The organism is Streptomyces thermolilacinus SPC6, assembly GCF_000478605.2.
GTDB lineage: Bacteria > Actinomycetota > Actinomycetes > Streptomycetales > Streptomycetaceae > Streptomyces > Streptomyces thermolilacinus.
In genome coordinates, this window is record NZ_ASHX02000001.1 from 3,512,672 (window position 1) to 3,528,124 (window position 15,453).

General features: G+C 72.7%; 12 protein-coding genes. 5 read left to right on the top strand and 7 right to left on the bottom strand.

The window, feature by feature from the left end; genetic code table 11:
* Positions 1 to 387: 387 nt before the first annotated feature.
* The 3 genes from groL to J116_RS15285 all read left to right on the top strand — a co-directional run bounded on the left by groL (position 388) and on the right by J116_RS15285 (position 4,594).
* Entirely contained in the window at positions 388 to 2,010 is a 1,623-nt protein-coding gene (groL, locus tag J116_RS15275; protein ID WP_023587935.1) for a chaperonin GroEL, read from the top strand.
* Between the two features lie 343 nt (positions 2,011 to 2,353).
* Entirely contained in the window at positions 2,354 to 3,799 is a 1,446-nt protein-coding gene (locus J116_RS15280) for an alanine/glycine:cation symporter family protein (RefSeq protein WP_023587936.1), read from the top strand.
* Positions 3,800 to 4,387: 588 nt separating this feature from the next.
* Positions 4,388 to 4,594 (top strand): hypothetical protein, encoded by a 207-nt coding sequence (locus tag J116_RS15285; RefSeq protein WP_051203516.1) that lies wholly within the window; start codon positions 4,388 to 4,390, stop codon positions 4,592 to 4,594.
* An 88-nt stretch (positions 4,595 to 4,682) separates the two neighbouring features.
* On the opposite strand, the gene J116_RS15290 is transcribed toward J116_RS15285, so the two are convergent.
* The 4 genes from J116_RS15290 to J116_RS15305 form a co-directional block, all read right to left on the bottom strand.
* Positions 4,683 to 5,348 carry a hypothetical protein gene (locus tag J116_RS15290; RefSeq protein WP_023587938.1) on the bottom strand — a complete coding sequence of 222 codons (666 nt, stop codon included), beginning with the start codon at positions 5,346 to 5,348 and terminating at the stop codon, positions 4,683 to 4,685.
* Between the two features lie 2 nt (positions 5,349 to 5,350).
* Complete coding sequence (locus J116_RS15295; RefSeq protein ID WP_023587939.1) at positions 5,351 to 6,994, bottom strand: polymorphic toxin-type HINT domain-containing protein; 1,644 nt, start codon at positions 6,992 to 6,994, stop codon at positions 5,351 to 5,353.
* A 569-nt stretch (positions 6,995 to 7,563) separates the two neighbouring features.
* On the bottom strand, positions 7,564 to 8,349 hold the full coding sequence (locus J116_RS15300; RefSeq protein ID WP_023587940.1) for a bestrophin-like domain: 786 nt from the start codon (positions 8,347 to 8,349) through the stop codon (positions 7,564 to 7,566).
* Positions 8,350 to 8,380: 31 nt separating this feature from the next.
* Entirely contained in the window at positions 8,381 to 10,198 is a 1,818-nt protein-coding gene (locus J116_RS15305; protein ID WP_023587941.1) for a hypothetical protein, read from the bottom strand.
* Positions 10,199 to 10,644: 446 nt separating this feature from the next.
* Between J116_RS15305 and J116_RS15315 the strand changes: the two genes are divergently transcribed.
* Positions 10,645 to 11,643 carry an aldo/keto reductase gene (locus J116_RS15315; protein WP_023587943.1) on the top strand — a complete coding sequence of 333 codons (999 nt, stop codon included), beginning with the start codon at positions 10,645 to 10,647 and terminating at the stop codon, positions 11,641 to 11,643.
* A gap of 183 nt (positions 11,644 to 11,826) precedes the next feature.
* On the opposite strand, the gene thpR is transcribed toward J116_RS15315, so the two are convergent.
* The 3 genes from thpR to J116_RS15330 all read right to left on the bottom strand — a co-directional run bounded on the left by thpR (position 11,827) and on the right by J116_RS15330 (position 14,377).
* Entirely contained in the window at positions 11,827 to 12,408 is a 582-nt protein-coding gene (gene thpR, locus J116_RS15320; protein ID WP_023587945.1) for an RNA 2',3'-cyclic phosphodiesterase, read from the bottom strand.
* A gap of 82 nt (positions 12,409 to 12,490) precedes the next feature.
* Complete coding sequence (locus tag J116_RS15325) at positions 12,491 to 13,888, bottom strand: MFS transporter (protein WP_023587946.1); 1,398 nt, start codon at positions 13,886 to 13,888, stop codon at positions 12,491 to 12,493.
* A gap of 30 nt (positions 13,889 to 13,918) precedes the next feature.
* The gene (locus tag J116_RS15330) at positions 13,919 to 14,377 is read right to left on the bottom strand and encodes a MarR family winged helix-turn-helix transcriptional regulator (RefSeq protein WP_023587947.1); all 459 of its coding nucleotides are present in this window, start codon (positions 14,375 to 14,377) and stop codon (positions 13,919 to 13,921) included.
* Between the two features lie 874 nt (positions 14,378 to 15,251).
* Between J116_RS15330 and J116_RS15340 the strand changes: the two genes are divergently transcribed.
* The gene (locus J116_RS15340; protein WP_028964086.1) at positions 15,252 to 15,434 is read left to right on the top strand and encodes a hypothetical protein; all 183 of its coding nucleotides are present in this window, start codon (positions 15,252 to 15,254) and stop codon (positions 15,432 to 15,434) included.
* Positions 15,435 to 15,453: the final 19 nt, after the last annotated feature.

The window sequence follows — 15,453 nt, forward strand, 5'->3', positions numbered from 1 at the left end:
GGCCCGCAGGCAGTGCGTTCCTTGCGGTGGGGCGCGGGCCGGGGCTCCTGGCCGGTGCGGGCCGTGGCGCGGCGGGGTCGGGGCCCGGCGGCAGGGGCCTGAGCCAGGGGGCCTGATCGGGCGTTGGGCGCGGGGCCTCAGTGGGGTGCCGTCCAGGCACGGAGCGGGAGGTTGCCGGACCCCGGAGTGCGGGAGGCGCTTGCACTCTCATAGGGCGAGTGCTAATCATTGGCGTTAGCACTCTGCGAGTGAGAGTGACAACGAAGGACCTCGTCGGTGAGGCCCGCAGGGCGTGTGGGGCAAGGAACCACACGGCACGCGGGCCGTCCGTCGCGGGCGCCAGCGCGGTCCGGAGCAATCCACCCCAGTCCGGGAGGACCACTTCACATGGCCAAGATCATCGCGTTCGACGAGGAGGCACGGCGCGGTCTCGAGCGCGGGATGAACCAGCTCGCCGACGCCGTCAAGGTCACCCTTGGTCCCAAGGGTCGCAACGTCGTCCTCGAGAAGAAGTGGGGCGCCCCCACGATCACCAACGATGGTGTGTCCATCGCCAAGGAGATCGAGCTCGAGGACCCGTACGAGAAGATCGGCGCCGAGCTGGTCAAGGAAGTCGCCAAGAAGACGGACGACGTCGCCGGTGACGGTACGACCACGGCGACCGTGCTCGCCCAGGCGCTGGTCCGCGAGGGCCTGCGCAACGTCGCCGCCGGTGCCAACCCGATGGCCCTGAAGCGCGGTATCGAGAAGGCCGTCGAGGCCGTCTCCGGCGCGCTGCTGGAGCAGGCGAAGGACGTGGAGACCAAGGAGCAGATCGCCTCCACCGCCTCCATCTCCGCCGCCGACACCCAGATCGGCGAGCTGATCGCCGAGGCCATGGACAAGGTCGGCAAGGAAGGCGTCATCACCGTCGAGGAGTCCAACACCTTCGGCCTGGAGCTCGAGCTCACCGAGGGTATGCGCTTCGACAAGGGCTACATCTCGGCGTACTTCGCGACCGACATGGAGCGCATGGAGGCCGTCCTCGAGGACCCGTACATCCTCATCGTCAACTCCAAGGTCTCCGCGGTGAAGGACCTCCTCCCGCTGCTGGAGAAGGTCATGCAGTCCGGCAAGCCGCTGCTGATCATCGCCGAGGACGTCGAGGGCGAGGCGCTCTCCACGCTGGTCGTCAACAAGATCCGCGGCACGTTCAAGTCCGTCGCCGTCAAGGCCCCGGGCTTCGGCGACCGCCGCAAGGCCATGCTCGGCGACATCGCCATCCTCACGGGTGGCCAGGTCATCTCCGAGGAGGTCGGCCTCAAGCTGGAGAACGCCGGTCTGGACCTCCTGGGCCGCGCCCGCAAGGTCGTCATCACCAAGGACGAGACGACGATCGTCGACGGTGCCGGTGACAGCGAGCAGGTCCAGGGCCGCGTCAACCAGATCCGCGCCGAGATCGAGAACTCCGACTCGGACTACGACCGCGAGAAGCTCCAGGAGCGTCTGGCGAAGCTGGCCGGCGGCGTGGCCGTCATCAAGGCCGGTGCCGCCACCGAGGTCGAGCTGAAGGAGCGCAAGCACCGCATCGAGGACGCGGTGCGCAACGCCAAGGCCGCCGTCGAGGAGGGCATCGTCGCCGGTGGTGGCGTGGCCCTGCTCCAGGCGTCCAGCGTCTTCGAGAAGCTGGAGCTGGAGGGCGACGAGGCCACCGGTGCCGCCGCCGTGAAGGCCGCCCTGGAGGCCCCGCTCAAGCAGATCGCCGTCAACGCCGGCCTCGAGGGCGGCGTCGTGGTGGAGAAGGTGCGCAACCTCACCCCGGGCCACGGCCTGAACGCCGCGACCGGCGAGTACGTGGACCTGGTCGCCGAGGGCATCATCGACCCGGCCAAGGTGACGCGTTCCGCGCTGCAGAACGCCGCGTCGATCGCCGCGCTGTTCCTCACCACCGAGGCCGTCATCGCCGACAAGCCGGAGAAGGCGTCCGCGCCGGCCGGTGGCGGCATGCCGGGCGGTGACATGGACTTCTGATCCTCGCGGATCGGACCAGTCCGGCAGCAGGTAGTCACGGAAGGGCGGTATCCCCGGTGGGGGTGCCGCCCCTTCCGCGTTCCCAGGCCCGCGGCGGTCGCGTCCGCCGCGGAGCCCGTACGGGTACCCGGACGGCCGCCCGTACGGGCGGCCCGCGGCCCGTGCGGCGGCCCCGTACCGGTGGCTCCACACCGGCCCGTACCCGTGGCTCGTACAGCCCCGGACGCAGTGGGGCATTTCACGTGGCGGATGGCGTGGTTACGGCGGATTGCCGCTCTATGTGACGATGGGGCGGGCTTCCTTCCGGGGAGGCCCTTGTGCAGCCGACCCCACAAGGATTCCCGTGCAGACCCTCGACTCCCTGATCCTCGACGTCAACGACGTCTTCTGGACCTATCTGCTCATCCCGGTCGTCGTGCTCGCGGGCCTCTGGTTCACCCTGCGGTCCCGGGGCGTGCAGCTGCGGCTGCTGCCGGAGATGTTCCGCGTGCTGAAGGACCCGGCGCCCGCGCCGGAGGGGGACGAGCGCCGCAAGCCCGTCTCGTCGTTCCAGGCGTTCACGATCTCGGCCGCCGCCCGAGTCGGCACGGGCAACATCGCGGGTGTCGCCGGCGCCATCACGCTCGGCGGCGCGGGCGCGGTGTTCTGGATGTGGGTGATGGCCCTCGTCGGCGCCGCCTCCGCGTTCGTGGAGTCCACGCTGGCGCAGCTGTACAAGGTGCGCGACGCGGACGGCACGTTCCGGGGCGGACCCGCGTACTACATGCGGCGCGGCCTGAAGAAGCCGTGGCTCGGCCTGCTCTTCGCCGTCACCATCACGGTGACCTTCGGCTTCGTCTTCAACGCCGTCCAGTCCAACACGATCACCGCCGTCGTCAGCGGCTCGATCGGCGCCGAGAACACGGGCGGGGTCGCCCCGGCGATCGGCGCGGTCGTCGCCCTGCTGCTCGGCCTGGTCATCTTCGGCGGCGTACGGCGCATCGCGACGGTCACGCAGTGGCTGGTGCCCGTCATGGCGATCCTGTACCTGGTGCTGGGCGCGATCGTCGTCCTGATGAACATCGGTGACGTCCCGCGCGTCCTCGCCGACATCGTGGGCGGCGCGTTCGGCTTCCGCGAGGTCGCGGGCGGCGCGGTCGGCGCGGCGATCCAGAACGGCATCCGGCGCGGCATGTTCTCCAACGAGGCGGGCCTCGGCTCCGCCCCGAACGCGGGCGCCACCGCCCAGGTCACCCACCCGGTGAAGCAGGGCCTCGTCCAGGCGCTGGGCGTCTTCTTCGACACGCTGCTGATCTGCTCGATGACCGCGTTCATCATCCTGACGACCAACCCGGCGCTCGGCGGGCGCCAGGGCGCGGACCTGACGCAGTCGGCGCTGGAGTCCACGCTCGGCTCGTGGGCCGGGCACACGCTGACGGTCGTCGTGTTCCTGCTGTGCTTCTCGACGCTGATCGGCAACTACTACTACGGCGAGTCGAACATCGAGTACATGACCACCAGGCGCTGGGTGCTGCCCGCGTACCGGACGCTGGTCCTGGTGACGGTCTTCCTCGGCGCGCTCGGCACGGTGAGCGTCGTGTGGAACCTGGCGGACGTGTTCATGGGCTTCATGGCGCTGGTGAACCTGGCGGCGATCGTGCCGCTGTCGGTGGTGGCGTTCCGCCTGCTGGAGGACTACCAGGCGCAGCGCCGCGAGGGCCGCGACCCGGTGTTCACGGCGAGCCGCCTGCCGGACCTGACCGGCGTGGAGTGCTGGCCCGACGAGGTCCCGCGCGACCGCGTCGCCTGACCGGTCCGTACCCCTTGAGGGCGGTGACTCCCGGCCGGAGCCACCGCCCTTTGGCGTTCCCGGGGCCGGACGACCTGTTTCCCCGCCCGAAGACGATCTTCGTGATTATGCTCGGCACCGCGTTGACCGCGCGGCGGACCGGACCCGGGACCGAGCCGGTCCGCCCCTCAGAGGGGGACGGACCGTGTACGGAGCAGGGGGGAAGCGGGGGCGCACGCCGCGCACGCCGCGCACGCCGCGCACGCCGTGCGCGAGGGGGGCGTCCATCCGCGCCGACTCCACCGCGGGCGCTGCCGCCGCCGTGACCGCGCCGGGCCGGGGCCGGGGGCCATGCGCCCCCACGCACAGCGGACTTCCTGTTCGGCCAGACGAAGTTCGTCCGCCCCTACAGCGGCTGACGGCACGCGACACGCGCGGGACGACAGGCCGGTACGGGATCACCGTGCCGGCCTGTTGACGTTCCGCCGGGCGTGGCGCAACTCCCGTTAGTCAGAAGGGGTTGTCGGGCCGCCGACTGCGTTCGGACCGCCCGCTCATCGACCACGCTGTGTATGTAGACGGATACCCACAGTACGGAAGGTGCGTGTCATGCAGGAGCGGCTGCGGGCGGCGGAGCAGACGGTGGAACGGCTGCGGGAGGAACTGCTCAGGGCGGGCGTGGTCCTGCCGTCGCTCCGGGTCGACCTGGTGACGGTGACGAGCGAGGCCCCGTACCCCCTGGTGGAGCTGGGCCGCTGCAACCTCGACACGGCGGCCCGCCTGGCGACGGCACTGGAGGGGGCGGCGCGGGAGTGAGGGGGTGCGCGATACGGCGGGTGGGCGGAGCGGTGGCAGGAGACGAGGCCCCTGCCACCGCGGCAGCGATGCAGGGGCCTCCGCGGCTTCACAGGCGGAGGTTCAACTCCTCCTGGACATACTGCGGTGAGAGGCCGAAACGTGCCCCGGCGGAGGCCAGAGCATCAACGGTCTCCCTGCCCACCGGCACGCAGTAGGACTTCAGGGCGCGCAGGAACAGGCGATATCCGAGGCCTGGGCACACGTCACCGGTCACCTGTTCAAGAGCCGGCACGAGACCGGTGAGCGGCAGCGGATAGGCATGGCGCTCCGCCTCGAAGGCCAGGCGTGGCCCTACCGTATGAATCACCCCGAGAACGGCCCGGCGGCCTGCCTCGTCCCTCACCGGCCGCGCGGTCGGCAGCACCAGGCCGGGATCAGTGCGGCGGGCTGCGGTGAGCCATGCCTCCTCCAGTCGTCCCAGCCAGTCGCGGGCGCTGACGCCGTCCCGCACGGGGTCGAAGATGTGGTCGGTGGCGCCGAGCCACACCGTACGAATGGCCTCGTCCGACAGCGGGGAGTCCCGGAGCAGTCGGACGTCCTGCCACAGAGCAAGCGACGCCTCGGTGCCGAAGGCGGCGACCGACCGATCCGCGATACGGGCCGTGGCGGCGACCGGGCCTTCCTCGGCCAGGCAGTCGAGTTCGGCCACGGGCAGTTCCTCCGCGGCGTCGCACTGCGCGGCCATCCACGACAGGCCGATGTCCCTTGCCATGGTCAGCCCTCCAGGTATGCGGTGTAAACAACATACTTGGACGGCTTGTGCTTGCCTGCGTACCTCAGCTTGATGACGACGGTGTTCCCGGCCGGTACCTTCTGCGGACCGTTCGCCACCCACTTGTACCCGAGCGAGCTCTGGCCGGCGAGCGTCATGCGGACGGTGAGAAGGTGCTTGCCCGGATCGAAGATGACCTTCTTGCCGATCCGCCGGGGCTCGTCCGTGAGCCATTTCTGCATCTTCTTGGCGTTGCCCGGCTGCTTGATCCATTCCCGCATGGCCTCGTCCACGGCACGTGCGGCGGTCGCCTCGTCGAGCCACCTGGTGGCCACGCCGCCCTTGGCGGCGAGAGCCTTGGCGGCCATCTGCTGATCGGGGATTCGCACGTGCTGTTCCAGCGTGTGGGCGCCCTCGATGCCCTCGTCGGCGATGATGTCGGTGCAGTTGTGGACGAGGACGTCACGCGGGCGGGTGCCCTCGGTGCGCACGTAGAAGGTGTGCGGGCCGCCGACGGTCAGGTCGAACACCTCGCGCGGCGGCAGTCCGTCCCGGTCGCGCAGCGCTGTCACGGCGTGGAGCGTGCCGTCGGGGGTGCGCAGCCTGTCGCCGGTGCGCAGCTCCGAGACTCGCGTCCAGCCACGTCCGTCCACGTGGAAGAGGTGGCCAGCCGTGCTGGTCAGGCGCCCGTCGGCCAGGGTGATGTCCACCAGTCGACGTGTCGGGTGCCGGAACGTGTCCGTCACCGGGTGCGCGGTCGGCTTGCCCTTCCCGGCGTCGCCGGCGAGCAGCCGGTCCCCCACGCGGACATCGCGGATCGCTTTGTGGGAACCGTCCGCCATCAGCACTCGGGTGTCCCCCGGGAAGCTGTTGACCTTGCAGGCGGTCACCACGTCCTCGTACGCGTTGACGGTCCCCTGGATCGTCGCGAGGGTCGCCGGGTCCAGGTCGAGGGCCTTCAGCGCGTTGAACGCGTCGCGGATGCCGACGCCCGTGTGCATGGCGGCGTCCAGGGCGCGGATGGCTTCCGCGACCTTGGCGAAGGCCTTGCCGGGGATGAAGTTGCTCGCGGCCCAGGCGCAGCCGCTCGCGCTTCCCCGCCAGCAGTCCACGAAGTCCTGGACCAGGACAGCCTTCAGGATCTGGTAGACGACCGTCTGCTTGATCAGGTCCAGCTTGCTGAAGTACTGGGTGACGTCCTTGGTCAGGCCCTTGAAGGTCTCCGTGCCCAGCGGCACCGTGTCCTCGGACGGGCAGCCGGAGGCGCTGGCGGGCACGTCCGGGTTGGCGCACAGGAAGAAGTCGACCTTCGCGAAGAAGCGCTCGCTTGTCCAGCCGATCAGGCCGGTCTGCTCGTGGAAGGTCGGACGGTCGTCGCTCGGCCACGTCCCCGGAGGGGATCGGAAGTCGATGTCGCCGATGCCGCCCGGCTTTTCCAGCCCTCGCAGCGGCTGCTCCCAGACTTCTCTCTGGGCGCGCAGGGCGCTCGCTGAGCGCTCGTCGGCCTCACGGTCCTGCTCGAAGGCCACGGCGAGTGGTGTCTTGTCCCAGTACTCGCGGTTGGCAAGGACGCGCAGCCTTTCCGGCGGCTGGTTGAGGCCGTCCTGGGCGATGGCGCCCGTGGCCTGCCCGCCGAACCGCAGCACCTCGGACGTCAGGCACTGGTCCAGCCTGAGGTACTCCTCCGGGGTCGTCCGGAACCAGTCGCCTAGTTGGCGGGTACGGCGCGCGGTGCGGATTCCCTCACCAGCGCATGCGCCGGGGGAGCTATGCCGCCCAGCAGGGCGAGCGCCGTCACCGATGTGACGGCGGGTGCGAGGAAACGGCTTCTTCGCGGTCGGGCCGCGAACAGCCCACGTCTGAGACGCAAGGGGACATCCCTTCATGGAGCGGAGGCAGACGGGGATGTCCCTCGGTCGAAGCGGAGGCCACGGGAAAGAACGCATGCACGGTCGCAGGGCACCGCGGACCGGAGCCTGCCGTGACGGCGGGCGCGCGGTGCCGTCGGCGCGGCGCGACGAACTGTCCTTCCCCCGTGGCGGTTGTGTCCCCCCGGCCGCCGGTTGGTGTCGCCCGCCGGCGGGTGGAGTGGTCAGGCTCCACGAGGCGGACGGCGATCACCCTAGGCTCAGGGCGATGTCTCGTACCAGCGCCTTTCCGGGCGCCGTGCGGGCGATTGGCGCATTGTCATGGCTGCCTGCCGCCGCCTGTGTGATCAGGGCGACGGGGCGCGGGCGTTGTCGGGGATGGCGAAGTAGCGGGTGAAGGGGTCGGTGCCGACGCCCGCCACGTCCCCGAACGGCATCGACAGCTGGTGGATGAGGTAGCCCAGGAACACGGTCAGGGCCACCATGCCCATCGCCATCACCAGTTGGCTCGGGCTGCGGCCGATGCCGAAGAAGAACAGGATGCACACCGACAGGACCGCGCCCACGACCAGTCCCGCCCACAGGACGGGTGACAGGGCGTCCTCGGCGTTGGCCTCGCGGCCGCGCCGGGCCTCGTCCAGGTCGCTGAGCTGGGTGAGCACCTCCAGGGCCGTGACCTGCTGGGCGGGGGTGGAGTCGGGCGCGGCGGCGGACGCGGCGCGCAGGCGGCCGAGGATCTCCCAGCCCGTCGGGCCGAGTTCCTGGCGGCGGTTCATGAGCGGCCACTCGTCGCGTACGACATGGGCGGCGTACTCCTCCGTCAGTGCCTCGACGCGGCGCCGCTGCTCGGCGGGCAGGCCGTCGGACAGTACGGCGATCTGGTGGAGGGCGCCCGCCTCCTTGGAGGTGTTGCCCTCGGCGTCGGCGCGCATCTCCCACACGTTGACGAGGGCCAGGCCGAGGAGCATCGCGTACAGCAGGGCGATCATCATCGACATGTACTCGGCGGCCTCCTCGCCCCGGTCGCCCTCGTCGGCGTCCTGGGGGCGGAAGCGGTGCCAGGCGAGGACGGTCCCGGCGGCTATGAGCGCGCCGACGAGCCCGATGGCGAGGGCTTCCACGACCTGGTTCATGCGGGGTCACCGTCCGGTGCGAGGCCGCGTGTCACAGGCGGCGGGCCGCGAGGGCCACGACGACGACAGCGGGGAGGAAGAGGAGCAGGAGGTACAGGACGAGGGGGTGGCCGTCGTCGTCGGGGCCGGAGGCGCGGTATCGCGCGGCGAAGAGGGCGTTGGGGTCGGCGGGGGTGCGGTTGGCGGTGGGGGTGCGGTCGCGGTCGGGAGTGCGGTCGGGGGGTTGGGCGGTGTCCGTGCCGGTGCCGGTGCCGGGGACGGTGCCGGTGTCCGGGGTGGCGCGGCCGGTGCCGGGGACGGTGGTGCCGGGGACCCGGCCCGGGAGGGTGCCGGTTCCGGGGAGCATGCCCGTGCCGGGGGCCGTTCCCGGAGGCAGGCCCGGGAGGGTGCCGGTGCCGGGGGGCAGGCCCGTGCCGGGGAGGGCGCCGGTCCCGGGGGCGGCGCCCGGGGGGACGCCCACGCCCGGGGCCGGTACGCCCACGCCCGGGGCCGGTACGCCCACGCCCGGTACGGCCGGTGCGGCGGCGGCGCCGGGGGCCGTACCGCCGCCCGGGACGAGGCCCGGGACGAGGCCCGGGACGAGGCCCGGCAGCGCGCCCGCGCCCGCCGCGCCCGGTACGGCACCCGCACCCGCAGCACCCGCACCCGCAGCACCCGCGCCCTCCGCGCCCGGTACCGCGCCCGCCGCCGCACCAGGAGCACCGGCCGCACCAGGAGCACCGGCCGCACCAGGAGCACCGGCCGCACCGGGAGCACCCGGAGCACCGGCAGCAGCACCTGCCGCAGCCACCGCGCCCGGAGCCGTACCGGCCGCCGCGCCCGGAGCCGTACCGGCCGCCGCGCCTGGAGCCGTACCGGCCGCCGCGCTCGGCGGAACTGCCGCGCCCGGCGGACCGCCCGCGCCCGGCGCCCCCGCTCCCGGCCCGGGTCCAGGCGCCGGACCCGGTGCGGCCGGCGTGCGCGGTGCCGTCAGGCGGCGGACCGTGAACGGCACCGACGCCCGCGCCACCAGGCCCGGCGGCGCGACCCGCTCCCCGGCCGGGCCGAGCGTCGTGAGCCGGTCGGTGCCGCGCACGACGGGCGTACTGCGGTACGTGTCTGGGCGCAGGGACGGCAACCGCGCGGCGCACACGGCGCGGGTGCCCGGCGCGAGCGCGGCCGGGGGCGCCGGGCGGCCCGCGCAGTCGAGGCGGGTGCCCGGCGGGAGCAGCGGGTCGGTGAGCCGGGCGCCGTACACGGGGACGTTGCCGGGGTTGGCCACCTCGTACCGGAGGACCGCGCTCGGCGTCGGCCCGTTCCGGACGGTGACCGTGACCGAGAGGGCGAGCGCCCCGCCGACCCCCCGGTACCCGGCGGTCACCGTGGCGGTCGGGCGCAGGCCCAGGGACGGGATGTCGCCCCGGACGCGGGCCGTCGTCGTGTGGCGGCCGGGCGCGGCGGGCACGCGGGACGTGCAGACGACGCTCGTCATGCCGCGCATCCAGAAGCGGGGCCCGCCGGGACAGGTCAGGGCCCGCCCGGGGGCGGCCGGGTCGGTGACGGTGACGCGGTGGAGGTCGGCGCCGGAACGGTTCGTCACCACGTACCGCTTCACCACGGGGTGGCCGACGCGGATGCCGGGGCGTTCGGCGCCGCGCCCCGGCAGGCCGTTCACCGTGACGGACACGGTCAGCGCGCCGGAGCCCACGCCGTCGGCGGCGGCGGGCGGCGCGGCGCGCACGGCCACGAGCAGTACCGCCGCGAGGAGCACGCCCACGAGCAGGGCCGCCACGAGCGGCGCCGCCGAGAGCAGTGGAGGCAGCGAGCCGACGAGCGCCCCGCGCCAGACCGCCGTGCGGGCCACCGCCACCTTCCACCTCCCGCGAGAGTTCCGCGCCCGGCGCGGCCGGAGCGTCCGTACGTCCCCACCACCCTCGAAGGCCCCGCCGCCCCGCGAAAGCCGGACTGCTCCACCCGTGCCGTCGGCCACCCGGTCGGCCGATCACCGCCCGCGCGGGCACCCGGGCCCGCGCCCCGCGGCCTCGGGCGGGACGCGGACCTCGTCGGTACCGTTGTCGTAGGCGGCCGTCCGGGGAAGGACGGCGAGTACACCCACGAGGTGCGCTCCGCGTTCGGGGACCCCGTGGATCTCACCGGCACCCCCGTCGGGCCGGTCCTGGCGACGGAGGACTTCGCGACCGAACAGGGGCCGCGCCGGGCAGCCGGGCCGGCCCCGGACACCGGTCCCGTCCGGCAACGGGCCTTGCGCCGTGCGCCCTTGCCTGGAGTGGACTCCAAGGCGTTGGCTTGGGTGCCATGAAGTACACGCAGCTCGGACGCACCGGACTCAAGGTCAGCCGACTCGTCCTCGGCACGATGAACTTCGGACCGCAGACCGACGAGGCCGGAAGCCACGCCATCATGGACGCGGCGCTCGACGCCGGTATCAACTTCTTCGACACCGCCAACGTCTACGGCTGGGGCGAGAACAAGGGCCGCACCGAGGAGATCATCGGCTCCTGGTTCGCGGGCCGCTCCGACCGCCGCGACAAGGTCGTCCTCGCCACCAAGGTGTACGGGTCGATGGCCCCCGACGGGGAGGTGTGGCCCAACCACGACCGGCTGTCCGCCGTGAACATCCGGCGGGCCGTCGAGGCGAGCCTCAGGCGGCTGAACACCGACTACATCGACCTGTACCAGTTCCACCACATCGACCGCCGGACCCCGTTCGAGGAGATCTGGCAGGCGATCGACGTACTGATCCAGCAGGGCAAGGTGCTGTACGCCGGGTCCAGCAACTTCCCCGGCTACAAGATCGCCCAGGCGAACGAGGCGGCCGCGCGGCGCGGCATGGTCGGCCTGGTCAGCGAGCAGTGCCTGTACAACCTGGTCGAGCGGCGCGCCGAGATGGAGGTCGTCCCGGCCGCCCAGGAGTACGGCCTCGGGGTGATCCCCTGGTCGCCGCTGCACGGCGGGCTGCTGGGCGGTGTCCTGCGCAAGGAGCGCGAGGGCGGCAGCTCACCGCGCGCGGGGTCGGGCCGCTCGGCGGACGCGCTGAAGAACACCGACATGCGGGAGAGGATCCAGGCGTACGAGACGCTCCTGGAGAAGCGCGGTCTGGAGCCCGGCGAGGTGGCGCTGGCCTGGCTCCTCACCCGGCCCGGTGTGACCGGCCCGATCGTGGGGCCCCGCACGGCGGACCAGCTGGCGTCGGCGCTGCGGGCGGTGGAGCTGGACCTCGACGAGGAGCTGCTGACCGAGCTGGACGGCGTCTTCCCCGGTCCGGGGCCTTCCCCGGAGGCGTTCGCCTGGTAGGGCGAGCCCGCTGAGGGACGGGGCGGCGGTGTACGGCGGAGGGTGCGGCCTTCGTGCGTACAGCCGCGTGCGTACGGTTCGGGGCTACTGGCCGGACGCCGCCGCCACGGTGATGACGGCGAACATCAGCACGAGGACGGCGGCCATGATGCGGTTACGGGTCTTCGGGTCCACCCTTCGAGGTTAACCGCCCGCCGGGCGCGCCCCGCCCAGGGGCCACGTGGCGATCGTCTCGTACCGGGGTGCCTCGCCCGGCACCCCGGACACGGGCAGGTTGCTGCGGACGAGCGCCAGCTCCTCGACCTCCCAGCCCACGCCCTTGAACCGCTCCAGCTCCGCCACGAACGGCCGCAGGTCCGTGTCGGTGCGGCTGCGCGCGAGCGTCAGGTGCGCCTGGTACCGGCGGTGCTCGTCCATCGGGACGCCGGCGCGCCGGGCCGCCGCGTCGGAGCGCTCGGCGAGCAGCCGCATGTCGTCGAGGCCGCCCGCCGCGCCCGCCCACAGGGCCCGGCGGCCGAACCGCCCGCCCCCGTGGACGCGCAGCGGGAACGCCGGGGTGCGGTGCGCGGCGCGGGCGAGCCGCTCGGACAGCTCCGGCAGCAGAGCCTCGTCCACCTCGCCCATGAACGCGAGCGTGTAGTGCCAGCCGGGGCGGCCCGTCCAGCGCAGCCCGTCCGCGCCCGGCATCCTCCGCAACTCACCGACGACGATCGCCAGTTCCTCGACCGCCGCCGGAGGCGGCAGCACGGCGGTGAAAAGCCTCATGACGGCGAGTCTGTCACGCCGTCACAAGGCGCACGCCCGCGCCGCCGCAGGGCACGGGATCACGCCGCCGCGAGGCGCACGCTCACGCCGTCGCGGCCAGCCGGGCGCGCTCCTGCTCACGCCCTTCCCTCGGTACGAACCGCACCTGCGGGTGCCGTACGTGGCGGCCCGGCCGCAGCTCGACGCGCAGCCGCACCCCGACGGCCCGGGACAGCAGCGCCCCGATCACCACGGCGGCCACCAGCGACACGGCACCGCCGGTCGCGAAGCCGACGCGGGCGCCGTACGTGTCGGTGACCCAGCCCAGCAGCGGCGCGCCCAGCGGCGTACCGCCCGCGAAGACCATCATGTACAGGCTCATCACCCGGCCCCGCATCATCGGGTCGGTGGCGAGCTGCACGAACGAGTTCGCCGTCACGTTCACCGTCAGGCCGAACATGCCGATCGGCACGAGCAGCAGCGTGAACAGCCAGAAGCTCGGCGTCACCGCGGCGACGATCTCCAGGACGCCGAAGACCGCGGCGGCGCCGATCAGCAGCCGCAGCCGGGAGGTGCCGCGCCGGGCCGACAGCAGGGCGCCCGCGAGGGAGCCGACGGCCATGAGCGTGTTGAGGAAACCGTACGTGCCGGGGCCGACGTGGAAGACGCCGTCCGCGAAGGCGGTCAGCCAGATCGGGAAGTTGAACCCGAACGTGCCGACGAAGCCGACCAGCGCGATCGGCCAGATCAGGTCGGGCCGCCCGGCGACGTACCGCAGGCCCTCGCGGAGCTGGCCCTTGCCGCGCGGGGCGCGGGCGGACGGGTGCAGCTCGGCGGGCCGCATCAGCAGCAGCGCGGCGAGCGGCGCGAGGAACGACAGGCCGTTGACGAGGAACGCCCAGCCGCTGCCGACGGACGCGATCAGCAGACCGGCGACGGCGGGCCCGACGAGGCGGGCCGACTGGAAGTTCGCCGAGTTCAGGCTGACGGCGTTGCGCAGCTGGCCGGGGCCGACCATCTCGGACACGAACGACTGGCGGGCCGGGTTGTCCACCACGGTGACCATGCCGAGGAGGAACGCCACCAGGTACACGTGCCACACCTGGACGTGCCCGGACAGGGTGAGCGCGGCGAGACCGATCCCGCACAGGCCGAGCGCGGCCTGGCTCACGACGAGGAGGCGCCGTTTCGGGTACCGGTCGGCGATGACCCCGCCGTACAGGCCGAACAGCAGCATCGGCAGGAACTGGAGCGCCGTCGTGATGCCGACGGCGGCGGCGGAGCCGGTGAGACTCAGGACCAGCCAGTCCTGGGTGATGCGGGCCATCCAGGTCCCCGTGTTGGAGACGATGGCCCCGGTGAAGAAGAGGCGGTAGTTCCGCACCTTCAGCGAGGCGAACGTGCCGCCTGCCGCGCGGCGCGGGGCGCGGGTGGTGGGGTGGGGGTTCGGGGGATGGGGGTTGTGTCCGGGGGCGGAGGGTTCTCCGGTTCCCGTACTCAAAAGGGGTCGCCTCCTTGGCTTTGGGTCGTCCTACAGGTGCGCGAGCTTCTCCAGGACGGGTGCGGCGGCGCGCAGCTTGGCCCACTCGTCCTCGTCCAGACCCTCGGCGAGGGAGGCCAGCCAGGCGTTCCGCTTGCGGCGGGACTCCTCCAGCATGGCCTCGGCCCGCTCGGTCCGGCTGACCACCTTCTGGCGGCGGTCGTCCGGATGCGGCTCCAGCCTGACCAGGCCCTTCGCCTCCAGCAGCGCGACGATGCGCGTCATGGACGGCGGCTGCACGTGCTCCTTGCGGGCCAGCTCGCCGGGGGTGGCCGAGCCGCAGCGCGCGAGGGTGCCGAGCACCGACATCTCGGTCGGGCTCAGCGACTCGTCGACGCGCTGGTGCTTCAGGCGCCGGGAAAGCCGCATCACGGCGGAACGGAGCGCGTTCACGGCGGCTGCGTCGGCGTCGGCTTCGTTGCCGGGGCCGCCATGGGACAGGTCAGACATGTTGTTTAGCCTAACTCATTACTCTGTCTAAAGACCAGTCCGATGAACCGACGACGCCGCGTCGTGAGCGAGCTCACGTCGAGGGCTCGGCCCGCCGTGGAGCCGGGTGCCCCGCAGGCCGGGGGTCGGTACGCGTTGAACCGCCAGAAGACGCCGACTTCCCGGGACGACACGACGACCACGCCCAGGTCCATGAGGAGCCTCGTGGCGCCGGGTCCGCCGCGGGGCTTCTCCCGGAAGAAGTCGGCGCGCGGGTCCGTCCGCGCCGCGGCGGCGCTGGTGTGGCGGCAAACGCCGTCGGGGAGGTGGCGGGCGAGCAGGGTGCGGGCGTCCGCCAGCAGCTCCTCCCGGCACGCTCCGGACCTCGAACCACTCGTCCACCAGGGCCACCAGCAGATGCGCCGCCGAATCGGGGGCCACCTCGTGGAGGATCTCCCCGCGCCGCTCCTCCGTGGAGACGGTGAACGGGTAGGAGGAGCCGCGCCCGGGGTCCGCCGCGATCTCACCCTCGTCCCACCGCAGCGCCGCCCGGCCACGCGGGTCCGGGACGGCTCGGGCCATGACGGCGAGCACGTCGGTGCGCCAGTCCTCGTGGGCGCGCGGGCCCGTGGCCACGAAGGAGTACTCGTCCTCGTACAGGCGCCGCGCCGCCGCTTCCCCCGCGTCCCGTGAGGGAGGGTTCATCCAGCGCTCCGCGATCTCCGTGTACGTGCCCCGTGGCGCCGGGGCGCGGCGGGGGCCGGCTGCTCGTACCGCCGTACCGAGGCCGCCGTACCGGAGGCCGCCGTCCGGCGGGAGGGCGGGTCACCCGTAGGAGTGATTATCCGACGAAAAGCGGCGCGTGGGCGGAGCGTGTGCCGCGACGCTGGACGGCATGGGATCGACAGTGCTCAGCCTGCGGATGGACGGGGAGCTTCTGGACCGGCTCCGGCAGCACGCGGCGAGAAGCGGAATGAGCGTCCAGGACTATGTCGTCCGGACGCTCGTTCGCGAGGATTTCGACGAGCGCTTCAACGCGGCCGTCGACGAGACGGAGAGGTTCTACCGGCCCTCCTAGCCGGGCCCGGACCGTGCCG